General features: G+C 49.5%; 15 protein-coding genes. 6 read left to right on the plus strand and 9 right to left on the minus strand.

What is annotated here, in order from left to right:
• The 7 genes from phhA to pspA all read right to left on the minus strand — a co-directional run.
• A partial coding sequence (gene phhA / locus V7D78_RS10800) for a phenylalanine 4-monooxygenase (protein WP_333608463.1) occupies positions 1 to 594 on the minus strand: 594 nt, incomplete at its 3' end.
• A 197-nt stretch (positions 595 to 791) separates the two neighbouring features.
• Positions 792 to 2,039, minus strand: coding sequence for a trans-sulfuration enzyme family protein (locus tag V7D78_RS10805; RefSeq protein ID WP_333608464.1), 1,248 nt, complete (start codon positions 2,037 to 2,039; stop codon positions 792 to 794).
• A 160-nt stretch (positions 2,040 to 2,199) separates the two neighbouring features.
• On the minus strand, positions 2,200 to 3,219 hold the full coding sequence (locus tag V7D78_RS10810) for a YcjF family protein (RefSeq protein ID WP_333608465.1): 1,020 nt from the start codon (positions 3,217 to 3,219) through the stop codon (positions 2,200 to 2,202).
• Entirely contained in the window at positions 3,216 to 4,601 is a 1,386-nt protein-coding gene (locus tag V7D78_RS10815) for a YcjX family protein (protein ID WP_333608466.1), read from the minus strand. Before V7D78_RS10815 ends, V7D78_RS10810 begins: the two co-directional genes overlap by 4 nt.
• 31 nt (positions 4,602 to 4,632) lie before the next feature.
• On the minus strand, positions 4,633 to 5,043 hold the full coding sequence (gene pspC / locus V7D78_RS10820; RefSeq protein ID WP_333608467.1) for an envelope stress response membrane protein PspC: 411 nt from the start codon (positions 5,041 to 5,043) through the stop codon (positions 4,633 to 4,635).
• Positions 5,036 to 5,272 carry an envelope stress response membrane protein PspB gene (pspB, locus tag V7D78_RS10825; RefSeq protein WP_333608468.1) on the minus strand — a complete coding sequence of 79 codons (237 nt, stop codon included), beginning with the start codon at positions 5,270 to 5,272 and terminating at the stop codon, positions 5,036 to 5,038. Before pspB ends, pspC begins: the two co-directional genes overlap by 8 nt.
• Before the next feature lie 25 nt (positions 5,273 to 5,297).
• Positions 5,298 to 5,975: a phage shock protein PspA gene (gene pspA / locus V7D78_RS10830; protein WP_333608469.1), complete on the minus strand. Its 678-nt coding sequence runs from the start codon at positions 5,973 to 5,975 to the stop codon at positions 5,298 to 5,300.
• 182 nt (positions 5,976 to 6,157) lie between these two features.
• On the opposite strand from pspA, the gene pspF reads away from it, so the two are divergent.
• From pspF to V7D78_RS10860, 6 genes are read left to right on the plus strand one after another with little or no spacing between them, the layout of a single operon-like run.
• A complete protein-coding gene (gene pspF / locus V7D78_RS10835; protein ID WP_333608470.1) occupies positions 6,158 to 7,246 on the plus strand; it encodes a phage shock protein operon transcriptional activator in 1,089 nt (362 codons plus the stop codon).
• The gene (locus V7D78_RS10840; protein ID WP_333608471.1) at positions 7,243 to 8,865 is read left to right on the plus strand and encodes an ABC transporter substrate-binding protein; all 1,623 of its coding nucleotides are present in this window, start codon (positions 7,243 to 7,245) and stop codon (positions 8,863 to 8,865) included. Before pspF ends, V7D78_RS10840 begins: the two co-directional genes overlap by 4 nt.
• Positions 8,862 to 9,878 (plus strand): ABC transporter permease, encoded by a 1,017-nt coding sequence (locus V7D78_RS10845; protein ID WP_333608472.1) that lies wholly within the window; start codon positions 8,862 to 8,864, stop codon positions 9,876 to 9,878. The genes V7D78_RS10840 and V7D78_RS10845 overlap by 4 nt, the downstream gene beginning before the upstream one ends.
• Before the next feature lie 2 nt (positions 9,879 to 9,880).
• The gene (locus V7D78_RS10850; protein WP_333608473.1) at positions 9,881 to 10,774 is read left to right on the plus strand and encodes an ABC transporter permease subunit; all 894 of its coding nucleotides are present in this window, start codon (positions 9,881 to 9,883) and stop codon (positions 10,772 to 10,774) included.
• A complete protein-coding gene (locus tag V7D78_RS10855; protein ID WP_333608474.1) occupies positions 10,774 to 11,769 on the plus strand; it encodes a peptide ABC transporter ATP-binding protein in 996 nt (331 codons plus the stop codon). Before V7D78_RS10850 ends, V7D78_RS10855 begins: the two co-directional genes overlap by 1 nt.
• Positions 11,766 to 12,530 (plus strand): ATP-binding cassette domain-containing protein, encoded by a 765-nt coding sequence (locus tag V7D78_RS10860; protein ID WP_333608475.1) that lies wholly within the window; start codon positions 11,766 to 11,768, stop codon positions 12,528 to 12,530. The genes V7D78_RS10855 and V7D78_RS10860 overlap by 4 nt, the downstream gene beginning before the upstream one ends.
• Before the next feature lie 110 nt (positions 12,531 to 12,640).
• Here the strand turns inward: V7D78_RS10860 and V7D78_RS10865 are convergent, their stop codons facing one another.
• Together V7D78_RS10865 and hupB are read right to left on the minus strand one after the other, a co-directional pair.
• On the minus strand, positions 12,641 to 14,548 hold the full coding sequence (locus V7D78_RS10865; protein ID WP_333608476.1) for a SurA N-terminal domain-containing protein: 1,908 nt from the start codon (positions 14,546 to 14,548) through the stop codon (positions 12,641 to 12,643).
• Between the two features lie 142 nt (positions 14,549 to 14,690).
• On the minus strand, positions 14,691 to 14,963 hold the full coding sequence (gene hupB / locus V7D78_RS10870; RefSeq protein WP_333608477.1) for a nucleoid-associated protein HU-beta: 273 nt from the start codon (positions 14,961 to 14,963) through the stop codon (positions 14,691 to 14,693).
• Positions 14,964 to 14,974: the final 11 nt, after the last annotated feature.

A 14,974-nucleotide genomic window follows, 5' to 3' on the forward strand; every position in this document is an offset into this window, starting at 1 on the left:
AGCAGACTCCAGCGCATAATGGGTTTCGCCAGGCGAGGATAAAATGCCGCCGCCATAAATACGCAGCCCCTGAGGCGTATTCAGTAAACCAAACTCTATGGTGAACCAATAGAGCCGGGCCAGATACACTCTGTCTTGCTTGCTGGCAGCTAAGCCAAGCTTGCCGTAGGTATGGGTAAATTCGGCAAAGGCCGGATTAGTTAACATGGCACAGTGACCAAAGATTTCATGAAAAATATCCGGCTCTTGCAGGTAATCGAATTCTTCCCGTGAGCGAATAAAGGTGGCCACCGGAAAACGTTTGTTGGCAAGCAGCTCAAAAAACTTATCAAAGCTAATCAGCGCAGGTACTTCAGCGCATTCCCAACCGGTGGTGGCCCGCAGCACCTTGCTCACTTCTTCTAACTGCGGGATACGATCTGTCGGCAACTTCAGCTTGTCAAGGCCAGCCATGTACTCATCACAAGCGCGACCTTCAACTACACCGAGTTGTCGTGTAATTAACTCACTCCAAATTTGGTTCTCTTCAGCTGACCAGGCAATAATGCCCTGCTCATCTGATTGACGCGATACATATTTACTGGATTTACTCATATCTAACCTGTTGATAATTCTGTTATACGCTGATGGGCAAAAGCGCCATCCCGCCAGCCTGCTTCGCTGTTTTTATGATATTGGCAGGCTAAAGCCAGGATTGAAATTGTGCGTGTTGGCGCCGATACTAAGCGATAGCGGCAAAAGAGTTAATCTCAGTGCCGCCTAAAGTTAGCTGCATAAGCGTAAAGAATGCATTACAAGGTCACAGTGTCAGTGACAACAGCTGCCGGTTGTTGTTGCTGCATAAAGGCCAGCGCCTGATCCAGATCAGCAATAATGTCATCAACATGCTCCAATCCCACCGAAACGCGGATTAAACCGTCACTGATACCAGCCATCTGCCGTTCTTCAGCCGTGTAAGGGCTGTGAGTCATTGACGCCGGATGTTGGATAAGTGATTCGGCATCGCCTAAACTCACCGCCAGACTTAATAACTTACAGTGATTAATAAAAGTCCGGCCATCATCCAACGAGCCCTTCAGTTCAAACGCCAGTACGCCGCCTGCAGCCAGCATCTGATTGCCGATAAAACGGTAACCGGCATGGCCTGGCAGGCCCGGATAATACACCGTATCGATAGCTGGGTGCGCGGCTAAAAACTCCGCCACCTGCTGGGCGTTTTCACAGTGGCGCTGCATGCGCACCGACAAGGTTTTTAAACCACGGATGATCAACCAGGCATCATGCGGGCTGATGGTGGCGCCCATATCTTTTAAGGTGGTCAGTTTGATGGTTTGAATTGTTTGGGCATCAGATACGATGATACCGGCCACCACATCACCATGGCCATTCAGGTATTTAGTGGCGCTGTGGATCACAATGTCGGCACCAAATTTAGCCGGTTGCTGCAATAAGGGGGTTAAAAAGGTGTTGTCAATCACAGACATAATGCCATATTCCCGGCAAAAGCCGCACAAAAAGGCCAGATCCAGCACCACCAGATTAGGATTGATCGGTGTTTCAGCAAACAACATTTTAGTATTGGCTTTTCGGGCAGCGCGCACCGCGGCATGATCGGTCATATCGACAAAACTGACCTCAATGCCATAACGGGCAAACATATGGTTAAACAGCGCAAAACTGCAGCCGTAAATGGCTTTACTGGCAATCAAATGATCGCCCTGCTGTAAAAATGCCATAGTGCTGGCGGCCACTGCGCCCATACCGGTTGCGGTTGCAGCCGCATCAGCCATACCTTCAAGCGCCGCCACCTTGAGCTCCAGCTCGCGGGTGGTTGGGTTACCTAAGCGGGTGTAAATATAGCCTTCGGCCTCACCGGCAAAACGGGCGGCGCCTTGTTCGGCGTTATCAAAGATAAAGGTGGACGTTTGATACAAGGGTGTCGCCAGGGTGCCATGGGCATTGGGCTGTTTACCGGCGTGAATACAAAGGGTTTGCAGATGTTTATTATTGTTTTGCAGATGTTTATTATTGTTATGCATAGGGCTACTACTTGTGTGAGCTACAAATTTGCTACACAAATAGCAGAATTCCAGCTGATTGGAAGCAAGCCAGACATCTTGCAGTCTGTTACATCAAAAATCAGCCGGGTAAAACTGTAACTTTTTGTTGGCAGCGTAACAGTGCTGAGCGATTCAGCGCTTATAAAGAGACTTTATCAGCATTCACTCTGGCCAATAAATGCTGACTTAACGCCGACATATTCACTTTAGCCGTTTTGTGAAGAGGCAAGGGGCGCAGTTGTTGCTGTGCTAGTTGCCCAAGCCTGGCGACCAACAAGCCGGCAATAACCCCCTGCCCGGCGCGCATCGATAATTTCGCGGTCAAATCACTGCTTATGGCATCCGCCGCCATATCCAGCACCAGCTCGCTGCCGCCCGCCCACAATAATGCTGCTAACGCCCGCTTTAGCATGGCCAGACTGCGCAGCTGGCCAACAGGTGAGCCATAGAGTACGGCCAGCTGCCTGAGCATCCGGCTACTACGCCAGATCACCAATAACATATCGGCCAGAGCAAAAGGACTAATGGCCACGGCCAGGCTGCAGTCGGTACTGGCCCGCCATATCAGTTGCTGAGCCTGCTTATCGCGCTCGGCTAACACCAGGGTATCAAACAGTTGTAATTGCTCCTGATCGGTATGCTCAGCGGTGACGGCTTTTTGCCACATCAGCAGTTGACCTGCTGATAACGCATCCTGAGGTAAGGCGGCGGCAATACTTTGGCATAAGGGCTGTGCCTCACCAAATTGCACGCTATTGGCAATGCGTGTGGCCGCTTGTTGCCACTGCTGATTCTGCTGTAAACGGCGCCACAAACGCCATTCTCGCCAGCCGAAGCTACCCAGGACTAACAGGAAAAGTACACTGAAGACGGTCCAAAGCCCACCTTTCACCGGGCCTTGCTGCCAGCTATGTTGCAGATGCTCCAGCCATTGCCAACCGCCCAACCACAACAGCAGCAGCATACTGGTCCAGAATAACCATAGTGGCCAACGCCAGCTTGATGGCAGCTCTGGCTCTGTCAGGCTGACATCAGCCACAAAATCACTGGCCGCAAACTGACGGGCGCCTTGCAATGGCAAGTGTGCTTTATCACTGTGTGCGGCGTCCTGCTCAGACGACGCTGGTTGAAAGTAGCGGGCAGACTTAAGCGGTTTCATCGCAGCTTATCCCCCAATAAATATTGCAACGCATGATCCATTCGCACGTGAGGCAGCGGCTGTTGCAGCGCTACTGCTGGCGGCAAAAAATCTGGAAAAGCGAAGTGATGCTGTTGATAAAGCTCAGCGGGCGGCAAACTGGCTGGCACCTCACCAGGAAACAAGGTTACCAGCAGGCTATCTGAGCGCTGCAGACCACTGATGCATAGCTGCAACTGGCCATCTTGGCGCACGGTACCCGAGCTGCTGGCACGGATAGCGGCTAACGCCATTACTTCACTATGTGCTGCAGCATAATGAGAATGCTTGATCGGCTGTTGTAGCAACTGCTGTAATAATAGCGTTAGCGCCTTATGTTGCTCTGGTGTCACATGATCAGCCTTAGTGGCGGCAAACAATACCCTGCTGATCCTTGGCTGAAACAAGCGACGCAACAAACTGCTCGGCCCATATTGAAAGCTTTGCATAATCAGCGCCAGCGCCTGTTGTAATTCCGCCATAGCGGCATGACCGGCATTTAGTGCTGACAAACAATCCACCAGCACCACCTGGCGATCAATACTGGCAAAATGTTGTTTATAAAAGGGTTTAACCACAAACTGGCAGTAACTGCTGTAATGTTCGCTGAGTTTGTTTAGTAAGGGGCTGGCTTGAGCCAACTGCTCAGGTAATAACGGCAGCAGTTGCAGCATAGGTGCGCCAGCCAACTCGCCAGGCACCAATAGCCGGCCTGGCTGATTTAAATAGGTACCGGCCAGCTGACGAAATTGCGTCAACAATTCGGCATATTCCGCGGCTAACTGTTGTAGCTGTGGCACACTGGCATCTTGCAAATTTAACGCTGCTAAACGTTTAGCAAAGGGCGCTGACAGCGCCTGACGGTGTGGCTGGCGAAATAACTGCCAGCTAAATTCGCACCATTGCTGATAACTTTGCCGTAATAAGGGTAAGTCCAGCAGCCACTCACCGGGATAATCAATGATTTGCAGATGTAACTCGCTGTGATGCGATATGCTGGCGCGAAGCCGGTTGCGCGGTTTATAGCGCAGTTGCAAATCCAGCTGGCTCCAGCCAATGGTCGATACCGGCCAGCTGGCAGGGTTTCCCAGTAACGAGGCTAAGTTGCGTTCGTATGCAAAACGGGGAATTGACAGCGGCTGCTCATTAGACAGACGTCCGCCCAGATAGCGGCCTTGTTGCACCACTTCAAAAAACGGCAGGTGCTCAGGCAGATCACCGCTACACAACTGATGGACCAGAGAGGTAATAAAGGCGGTTTTACCGGCTCCACTTAAACCGGTAATCCCCAATCGAAGTTGCTGGTCCAGCGCGCGCTGTCCCAGCTGACGGGTTTGATGTTGCAGCATATCAAGCCAGCTCATAATCCCTCTGCTCTGCAACGCAGCAAGCTGCTCACAGGTTATTTAATTCGCGATTCAGCTGGAACTGACTGGAAGTGACATGACGCTCCATATCCCTTAGCCGTAGCTCCATGCTGTTAAATTGATAGCTCAGATGGTGCAGGGCCTGCTTCGCCGACTCGCCGCGTTGCCAGATGCGGGTTTTCAGTTCAACCGGTTTTTCCTCAGGCTTAGTAGTCGTCTCTGCCGACAATGGCCGGACATTGGACTTTTTTTCCAGTACCAGCCAACCAGCTATATACAATGCAGGAACAAACCAGCCTAAGCCTAACAGTACGGCTGATACGGTAACCAGCCGGACTAACCAGGTTTCCCAGCCAAAATAATCAGCGACCCCGGCACAGACACCGGCAATTTTGCCATTGCGATCGTCGCGCAGTAGTTCACGTTTGGGCTTACTCATACTGCTTTCTCCATTTCGGGCTGTCGGCATCCAAAATGGCTTCCAGCGTTTTAATCCGCTCCTGCATTTTTTCTGCCCGCATTGTCAGCTCATTTAACTGCAGCAGCTCCTGATCTGACAAACCCTGGCTCATTTTACTCTTACTGCGGTAATGCATAATGACCCACAGTGGTGCCACAAAGATCATAAACAAGATCACAGGCACAAAAATCATCTCTTGAATATCCATCTAGCTGCTCCTGCAACGCCTGAGATCAGGCGTCTCCTTTAGTCGTTTTTTGAGTTACTTTGGCTTTTAACGCGGCCAGTTCATTGTCAATCTTATCCTGAGCGGCTAACTCTGCAAATTCATCTTTCAAAGATTTTTTGCCCAGATCATAAGATTCTACCTGCGCTTCCAGCGAATCAATTTTCTGCTCATAGCGTTCAAATTTATACATGGCGTCGTTGATACGATTGCTATCCAGCGTCTTCTTCACTTCTAAACGGGACTCTACTGTGCTTCTGCGCATCAGCATTGATTTTTGCCGCGCTTTGGCATCAGCCAGCTTTTCCTGTAACTGAGACACTTCATCCTGTAATTTACTAATGTGCTCTTCCAGGTTAGCCATATCATTAGCAACAGATTGTGCCTGATCTTCCGCTTTTTGCCGTTCAATTAACGCCGAGCGGGCTAAATCTTCGCGGTCTTTACTCAGCGCCAACTCAGCCTTAGCTTGCCAGTCGTTAACTTCATCCTGTAAGCGGCTGACTACGCGCTGCAGTTCTTTTTTCTCAGCAATGGTTTTAGCGGAAGAAGAACGCACCTCAACTAAAGTGTCTTCCATCTCCTGAATAATCAGCCGAACCATTTTTTCTGGATCTTCGGCTTTATCCAGTAATGAATTAATGTTTGAATTCACAATATCTGAAAAACGTGAAAAAATACCCATGATAATTACCTCAATTTAATTTACCAGTCTCCCTTTAGCTTATTCAGTTTCCTTGCCAACTTTTTCAAATAACGCAAGCTTATGAATTATATGCATTTTATTTAATTCCACTCAGGGCTTTAGAAATGCTTCGTTATGAAATACACTATTAATTAGCCAAATTTACTAATTAGTAGCTAAGCATGAGCCGCAAATTTCAACAAGATAACCTGATAGGTCAGGCCAACAGCTTTTTAAATGTGCTGGATCAAGTCTCACAACTGGCCCCTCTGGATAAACCGGTATTGATCATTGGCGAGCGCGGTACGGGCAAAGAACTGATTGCCTCGCGCTTGCATTTCTTATCACAACGCTGGGATCAGCAATATTTGACGCTGAACTGTGCGGCATTAAATGAAAACCTGTTGGAAAGTGAACTGTTCGGCCATGAGGCCGGTGCCTTTACCGGCGCCAGTAAGCGGCATGAAGGCCGCTTTGAACGTGCCAATGGCGGCACCTTGTTTTTAGATGAACTGGCCAATACCCCGGCCATGGTGCAGGAAAAATTGCTGCGGGTAATAGAATATGGTGAGTTTGAACGGGTGGGTGGCAGTCGCCCGGTCAGAGTGGATGTACGGCTGGTATGTGCCACCAACGAAGATTTACCACTGATGGCTGAACAGGGTGAATTTCGTGCTGACTTACTGGACCGGCTGGCGTTTGATGTTATTACGCTACCACCGATGCGCGAGCGGCGCGAAGACATTATGCTGTTAGCCGAGCATTTTGCCATTAATATGGCACGTGAATTAGGTTTTGAACTCTTTAGTGGTTTTAGCGATAAAGCCCGCAAAACGCTGCTGGAGTATGATTGGCCAGGCAACATCCGTGAGCTGAAAAACGTAGTAGAGCGCAGCGTTTATCGTGGCAATAACCCATATGTCCCAGTGCATAATATCCAACTTGATCCCTTTGATTCTCCTTATCGGCCAAGCCAACGTATTAAGACCTCTGGCCCGTTAAGACAAAAAGAACCACAACCACTGGCTAGTACGCCGCAAAGCGTTGATAATCAACCTGTGGCTAATGTTGGCGCAGTGCCGCAACAGGATTTTTCGCAGCCACAGGACTTTAAGCAATTGTCACAGGATTATGAAGTGTCGCTGATTAAACAGGCCTTGGCTGCCAGCCAGTTTAACCAGAAAAAAACTGCCGATTTACTTAACCTGACCTACCATCAATTGCGTGGTTATATGAAAAAGTATCAGTTACTGGAAAGTCAGCAAGGATGAATAGACACCCTTTATTGTGGCTAAGCCTTATCAGCATGAGTAGCTTGCTGCTTAGCGCTTGCCAGCCTCAGCTGCCAGACACCATGCGCGCCAGCCTGGTGTATTGCTCGGAGGGCTCTCCGGAGAGCTTTAATCCACAACGCGTGACCTCAGGTACCACTATCGATATCATCAGCCAGCAGTTATACGACCGCCTGCTCGACATCGATGCCGCCAGTGGTGAGCTCAGACCGGCACTGGCCATGAGTTGGCAGATCTCTGAGCAAGGCCGGCATTATGAGTTCCAGTTGCGTGACGATGTGCAATTTCATCAAACCGACTACTTTAAACCCAGTAGACCATTGCAGGCTGAGGATGTGGTGTTTACTTTTAACCGCATCACCGATACTACACATCCGTTTCATGCTGAAGGTGGCGGTATTTACCCTTATTTTCAAAGCGTTGAATGGGCTGAACTGGTGGAACGCGTGGTTGCAGTGTCAGATAACCGTGTCCGTTTTGAACTTCGCCGCCCAGACAGCTCTTTTCTATCAAATCTGGCCACAGATTTCGCTGCAATCTTATCGGCAGAATATGGTCAGCAATTGTTGCAGCAACAGCAAACGGCACGGATAGACTCTAAGCCGGTAGGTACTGGCCCCTTTCGCTATAAAGAATATCAAAAAGATATACTGGTGCGGTTTTACCGCCACCCTGATTACTGGCGCGGTGCCACGGCAATGGAGCAACTGGTATTTGATATAGTGCCCAATAATGCCAAGCGCATGGCAAAATTATTTACTCATGAATGTGATGTGGTGTCTTATCCCAGAGTAGCAGAGCTGGAACTGATTAGCCGCCGGCCTGATGTACGTATTCAGGAAAGTACCAGTATGAATGTTGGCTTCTGGGCCTTTAATACCAGCAGGGCGCCCTTTGACCAGGTTAAAGTACGCCAGGCGCTGGCGTTAGCCATTAACCATTCGGCCATTATTCAGGCGGTCTATTTTGGTCATGCTACACCCGCCAGAGGCTTGCTGCCGCCGACATCCTGGGCTTTTAACAGCGACTTACCTGTACCGGTATTTGATCCTGAGGGCGCGCGGACCTTGTTAGCAGAAGCCGGTTATGCCAATGGTTTTAGCATGGATATCTGGGCGATGCCTGTACAGCGTTTATATAATCCCAATGCACTGAAAATGGCTGAGTTAATGCAGGCTGATCTGGCGCAAATCGGTGTACGGGCCAATGTTATCAGCTATGAATGGAACAGCTTTCGCCGTAAGCTCAGTGCCGGCGAACACGACTCGGTTTTAATTGGCTGGGCGGCTGATAATGCGGATCCGGATAACTTCTTCAGACCCCTGCTCAGCTGTGCGGCAGCGCAAACGGGTAGTAACAGAGCCGGCTGGTGCGATGCCAACTTTGATCGCTTAATCAGTCAGGCGCTGCTAACAGCCGATCAACGACAAAGGCGCAGTTTTTATCTGGCGGCCCAGCAATATCTGCTCGAGCAGCAACCGCTGGTAGGCATTGCCCACTCCCAGCGATTTCAGGCCATTAATGCCAATATCAGTGGTATTGAAATTAACCCCTATGGTGGCATTTCCCTGGCCGGCGCTACGAGGCAACTGCCATGAGTTGGTACCTGCTACGCCGGTTGTTCTTATTGTGCTTTGTACTTTTAGCGCTTAGCGTTTTTGCTTTTAGCCTTGGTTATTTGTTTCCGGGCGATCCGCTGCAAAATTTTAGCGGTGTGCGCCTGACGGACAGCAGCCAACTGCAGCAGCTCAGCGATAGCTACCGCATGGAGCAAGGTTATTTGGCGCAGTATCTGGCTTATATCAGTCGAATTTTACAAGGTGACTGGGGTTTGTCGTTTTCCAGCCAGCAACCCTTACTGGCCGAAATTCGCCAACTGTTACCTGCCACGCTGGAACTGGTCACTTACGCACTACTTATCTCATTTGTATTTGGTATTCCTCTGGGTATTATTGCGGCTATTAAGCCTGACGGTATGCTGGCTCGCACCATTTCCGGTCTGGCGCTGACGGGTTACTCACTCCCCATTTTCTGGTGGGCGCTGCTGCTGATTATGTTGTTTTCTATTGGCCTTGGCTGGCTACCCAGTGCTGGCCGGCTGAGTGTGTTGTATGAAATTCCCTATCACAGCGGCTTTATGCTGGTAGATATCCTGCTGGCTGATGTGCAGTACCAGCAAGAAGCGCTGCAGGATGCACTACGGCATTTATTATTACCCACCCTGGTATTGGCCACCTATCCCACCACGGTGATGATCCGTTTTGTCCGGGATTCGATGCTACAGGTATGGGAGCAAAACTACATCAAAACTGCTAAAGCCAAAGGGTTAAACCGGGTGCAGGTGTTGTACCGCCATGGTTTGCGCAATGCGTTATTACCGGTTATCCGCCAAATTGGTTTGCAGTTCAGTACCCTTATCACGCTGGCCATGCTGACTGAAATTATCTTCTCCTGGCCCGGTTTGGGTAGATGGTTAATTGACAGCATTTATCAGCGTAATTATCCGGCCATCCAGTCTGGTTTGCTGGTGATTTCCAGCCTAGTGATCACCGTCACCATGCTGACCGAAATTTTGCACAATATTTTTAATCCACTGGCACGGCGGCAGTAACGATGCGCAGATTCCGACTCTATCTGGAAGAAAACAACAGCTCACCGCTGGCGCAACTCTGGCGGCATTTTAGCCGGCAGCATGCTGCAGTTGCCGGCTTAGTGCTATTTTTAAGTTTTGTTGTTATCAGTATTTTAGCTCCGTTGCTAACCCCGCACGATCCTTACCAACAAGCAGAAAGCCTGCTGCTGTTACCGCCGTCCTGGGCAGAAAATGGTCTGGTACAGTATCCGTTTGGTACCGACGATCTGGGGCGAGATATTTTATCCAGGTTACTCAAAGGCACCAGCTACACCTTTGGTATTGCTATGCTTACGGTATTTGGCGCGCTAATAGCCGGTTTGGCATTAGGTGCTCTGGCAGGTATGAGTAAGGGCGTCAAATCCAGTATATTTAATCATGTGTTGGATTTGGCACTGACCATTCCATCCTTACTCTTAGCCATTATCATAGTGGCGATATTAGGCCCTGGCTTATGGAATACCACCTGGGCCATTATGTTGGCGCTATTGCCACAATTTGTGCATGGTGTACGCAACGCCATTGATGAACAATTAAAACAAGACTATGTCATCGCCTACCGGCTGGATGGCGCCAACGACTGGCAAGTGCTAACCCGGTTAGTCTTGCCCAATAGCTGGGAAAAACTGACGGTATTGGCCACTATGGCACTGTCTACTGCTATTCTGGATATTGCAGCGCTGGGCTTTCTCGGCTTAGGAGCGCAAGCACCCACTGCGGAATGGGGCACTATGATCAGCGACTCGCTGGATCTGATTTATCTGGCACCGGCCAGTGTCGCCATTCCCGGTTTATTAATTTTTGCTGCCGTGTTATCGGTTAATTTGCTAGGTGACGGCCTGCGTAAAGCCATCCAACTCAGGCGGGAAAGCTAATGCTGTTACTAGATATAAAAAATCTCACTATAGAACTGGAGACGCCAGAAGGGTTAATCCGTGCCGTTGACCGGGTGAATTTTAGTCTGCGCGAAGGCGAAACCCGTGGGTTGGTGGGCGAATCAGGCTCGGGCAAGAGCCTGGTAGCAAAAGCCATAGTTGGCGTACTGAACCGGCGCTGGAAAGTCACTGCTGATCGCTTTAACTGGTTAGGTCAGGATTTATTGCGCCTACCACAGCAGCAGCAGCGCCAGATTATCAGCCGAGATATTGCGATGATTTATCAGGAACCCAGCCGTAGCCTGGATCCTACGGCTATTATTCTGGAACAATTAGAAGAAGCCATTCCCAACAGCGTACTAATCGGCCATTGGTGGCAGCGTTCTGGCCTTCGGCGTAAAAAAGCTATAGCCTTGCTGCATAAAGTGGGCATCAAAGACCATCAGACAGTACTGCAAAGCTACCCTTACCAATTATCCGAGGGTATTTGTCAGAAGATCATGATAGCAATGGCCATCGCTAAAAACCCCAAGCTATTGATTGCAGACGAGCCCACCACTGCTCTGGAAAGTACCACTCAAGCGCAGCTGTTTCGATTGTTAGCCAGTTTTAACCAGCTTAAAGGGATGTCAGTATTATTAATCAGTCATGAACTAGAAAGTGTCGCCAGATACACTCAAAACCTCAGTGTGCTCTACTGTGGTCAGTTGGTGGAAGCAGGTGACACTCATGAACTGCTCACGGCGCCTTTGCACCCCTATACCGATGCACTGATTAAAAGTGTACCGGAATTTCAAGCCGACTTAGTAGCCAAGACTCCGCTCTATGCACTGCCAGGCAGTATTCCTACACTGCAGCATTTACCCATTGGCTGCCGCCTGGGCCCACGATGCCCTAATGCCCGTAGAGAGTGCGTTAAAACACCTTCGTTAGAGCGCCAGCAAAATCATTATGTCAGTTGCCACTTTCCGTTACAGCAAGGGGCGGCAAAATGAGCCATTTACTGGAAGTGCGGGAACTGAGCAAAGCCTATTACAAGCAACGTGGCTGGTTTAGTAAGCAAAAAGTAACGGCACTGGAGCAGATTAGTTTTAGCCTGTCGGCAGGTAAAACCCTGGCCATAGTCGGTGAAACCGGCTCGGGCAAAAGCACCCTGGCCAAGTTGTTAGTAGGTATTGAAAAGCCTGACAGTGGCAGCATTTTGCTCGGCGGTGAACTGGTGCAAATCAGTCATTATAAAAAATATAACCATGTTATCCGCTTTATCTTTCAGGAAGCAGGCCGGTCGCTCAATCCATTACAAAAAATAGGACAGATGCTTGAAGATGTGCTGTTATTCAGTACGGTACTGGATCAGACGCAGCGCCGTTTAAAAATTCGTCAAACCTTAAAGCTCATTGGATTGCTGGACGAACATGCTGAGTATTATCCACACATGTTTTCTGGCGGCCAGTTACAACGGGTAGCGTTAGCCCGGGCGCTGATCCTCGACCCCAAGTTATTGATTCTGGATGAAGCCTTAACTGCGCTGGACCCAACGTTGCGGGCACAAATTGTCAACCTGCTGTTAGAGTTACAGCAAAGCACCGGGCTAGCTTATTTACTGATCACCAACCATCTCAGGATGGTCAGACATATCAGTGACGACACCCTGGTATTGTATCAGGGCCGCACCGCCGACTATGGTCCTACGTTGCAAGTACTGCAGCAGCCACAGCATGAATACAGCAAACGATTGATACACAGCGCTGGTTAACATCGCTGCCCTTTATATCAATTTATCGCCGAAATAAAAAAAGCCTGCAACTACAGGTGCAGGCTTTTGAGATGTCAGTAACGTTAACTAACGCAGCTTGTTATCTCTGCTTAAAAGTCTTCTGTCTGCGGTGCAGAGGTTAAATTACGGCTGATATCAGCCTGTGCTTTAAGTGCAGCTATTAACGTCATATAGCTCTGCTCTGCTCGTTGCCTTGCCAAACCTTCCAGTTGCGCTGGCTCTGGAATAGTCAGTACTTCTGCATCCTTTACTGCGCTTACCGCGACCAGAGCTACATCACCATGTGCCAATACCACATAATCCAGACTTGAGGCGTCTGCAGCCGGTCTTGGTAGAGCAAAAGCCTTAGCACGAATTTCTGTTTGCAGCGTACCACCAAAACGCGGCGTCGCTGCTGAGGTTTCCAGCGTCAACCCAGCACCAGCTGCCAGAACTGTCAGCTCTTTAGCCTCAGCTAACAATTCGACCGCCCGCGCCTTTGCCAGCTCAGTCTGCTGCGTTTGACTCAGATCAGCGACTAATTCGTCACGGACCTCTTCCATTGTCAGCGTCCGGGCGGCTTCGGTATTAATCACCCGCATCACCACCACATGCTCCCGACCAATTTCAATGACATCGCTGTTCAGGCCGTCAGCAATAAAACGCGAGTCAAACAGTTGCGCCATCACTGCCGGGTGAGCCAGTGGCTCGGTCGCCTCATTCCGGCTAAACAGTGGCGTCGTTTTAACCCGTTGTTCAATAGCAGAGGCCGCATCTTCTAAAGTATCGCCGACTTCAAAAGCTAACTGGGCCAGGCGTTGTTGCAACTGGTAAAACTGCTCGGTGGCTTCTTCCTGTTGCAATCGTACAGCAATATCAGCTGACACATCAGCCAGTGGCTGCTGCTGGGCTGGCGTTAACTGTACCAGCTTAATCAGGTGGTAGCCGTACTCACTTTGCACTACACCGCTTAACTCACCTTGTTGTTGCAGGGCAAAAGCCGCTGATTCAAATTTCGGGTCCATCTGACCAGCCACCAGATAATCCAGTACACCGCCATTTTCAGCGGAAAACACATCCGCAGAATGGGTTTTAGCCAAGGTCGCAAAATCCGCACCGGCGTTAAGTTCAGCTAACAGCTGCTCAGCTTTTGCTGCAACCGCAGCATCAGCGCCTTCAGACTCTAGCATGATATGCGCCACCTGACGCTGCTCAGCTGTGGTATAGCGGGCCTTGTTCGCTTCATAGTAAGCAGCTATTTGTTGCTGACTAATGTCGATATCAGACGCCAGCATGGCAGAAGATAATTCAACATACTCTACCGCCACTTTTTGTTGCGTCATAAAGCGCTGTAAATTGGTCAGATAGTAATCATGTAACTGAGCATCGCTGATATTAACCGCATCTGCGAACTGACTAGCCGGCAGCAGCGCATAGCTGATATCACGGGTTTGCTGCACTAAACGGTTACGTAATTGTACTTCTGAACCTAAGCCAAACTCACTGCCCAATAAACCTACCAGTAATTGATTACTGGCTAAATCCTCGCGGATCAGTTCACGGAATTGTGACGGCTGGTACCCGGCCTGCCGCAGCAATGCAATATAACGGTCGTTATTAAAGATGCCGTCAATCTGAAACTCTGACATATTACGGATAGTATCACGCACCTGCTCGTCGCTGACCCGGATCCCTAACTTGCGCGCTAATTGTTTTTGTAAGGTATCATCAATCAGCTGCTCCAATACTTCAGCGCGAAAACCCTGCATATAACCAGGATCGGCTGCTAACAAATCATACATGTCGCCAAATTGCTGTTTTCTGCGTTCACGCTCGCTACTAAACGCCTGTTCAAAGCGTGATGCGGTAATATCTTCGCCGTTAACTACGGCCATCGCGGTTTCACGCGATGAGCTGAGATAACCACCTACACCCGCCAGTGCAAACGACAGGATCACTAAGCCAAGTATAATTTTGGCGGTAGGTCCTTGTGAGCTTTCTCTGATCTTCTCTAACATCTTTGCTTTTTCTCGCTGTTCAACTTTGGATAAAGTTGTCTTAAAAAAAAAGCGCATCTTAACAGATGCGCCTTTTTTATAGAAGCCCAGGCCTTGCCTGTGGGCTACACTGGTCTCGCCGGCGCGCCGGCGAGGTGTCCAGTTAATTTACGGCGTCTTTTAACGCTTTACCAGGCTTGAACGAAGGAATTTTAGCCGCTTCGATCTGAATAGTAGCGCCAGTTTGCGGGTTACGGCCTGTACGGGCAGCACGCTCACGTACACTGTAAGTACCGAATCCTACTAAAGCTACTGAGTCGCCTTCTTTAAGAGCATCGGTTACAGCGTCGATGAACGCGTCTAATGCACGACCTGCTGCAGCTTTTGAAATGTCTGCATTCGCAGCAATTTTGTCGATAAGTTGAGACTTGTTCACAATATCATCCC

It is taken from the genome of Arsukibacterium sp. (assembly GCF_036735525.1).
In the GTDB taxonomy this organism is placed as follows: domain Bacteria; phylum Pseudomonadota; class Gammaproteobacteria; order Enterobacterales; family Alteromonadaceae; genus Alishewanella.

Coding starts and splice junctions, on each gene's coding strand:
- V7D78_RS10805 (WP_333608464.1), bottom strand. CDS start 2,039: ATGCATAACAATAATAAACATCTGCAAAACAATAATAAACATCTGCAA.
- V7D78_RS10810 (WP_333608465.1), bottom strand. CDS start 3,219: ATGAAACCGCTTAAGTCTGCCCGCTACTTTCAACCAGCGTCGTCTGAG.
- V7D78_RS10815 (WP_333608466.1), bottom strand. CDS start 4,601: ATGAGCTGGCTTGATATGCTGCAACATCAAACCCGTCAGCTGGGACAG.
- pspC (WP_333608467.1), bottom strand. CDS start 5,043: ATGAGTAAGCCCAAACGTGAACTACTGCGCGACGATCGCAATGGCAAA.
- pspB (WP_333608468.1), bottom strand. CDS start 5,272: ATGGATATTCAAGAGATGATTTTTGTGCCTGTGATCTTGTTTATGATC.
- pspA (WP_333608469.1), bottom strand. CDS start 5,975: ATGGGTATTTTTTCACGTTTTTCAGATATTGTGAATTCAAACATTAAT.
- pspF (WP_333608470.1), top strand. CDS start 6,158: ATGAGCCGCAAATTTCAACAAGATAACCTGATAGGTCAGGCCAACAGC.
- V7D78_RS10840 (WP_333608471.1), top strand. CDS start 7,243: ATGAATAGACACCCTTTATTGTGGCTAAGCCTTATCAGCATGAGTAGC.
- V7D78_RS10845 (WP_333608472.1), top strand. CDS start 8,862: ATGAGTTGGTACCTGCTACGCCGGTTGTTCTTATTGTGCTTTGTACTT.
- V7D78_RS10850 (WP_333608473.1), top strand. CDS start 9,881: ATGCGCAGATTCCGACTCTATCTGGAAGAAAACAACAGCTCACCGCTG.
- V7D78_RS10855 (WP_333608474.1), top strand. CDS start 10,774: ATGCTGTTACTAGATATAAAAAATCTCACTATAGAACTGGAGACGCCA.
- V7D78_RS10860 (WP_333608475.1), top strand. CDS start 11,766: ATGAGCCATTTACTGGAAGTGCGGGAACTGAGCAAAGCCTATTACAAG.
- V7D78_RS10865 (WP_333608476.1), bottom strand. CDS start 14,548: ATGTTAGAGAAGATCAGAGAAAGCTCACAAGGACCTACCGCCAAAATT.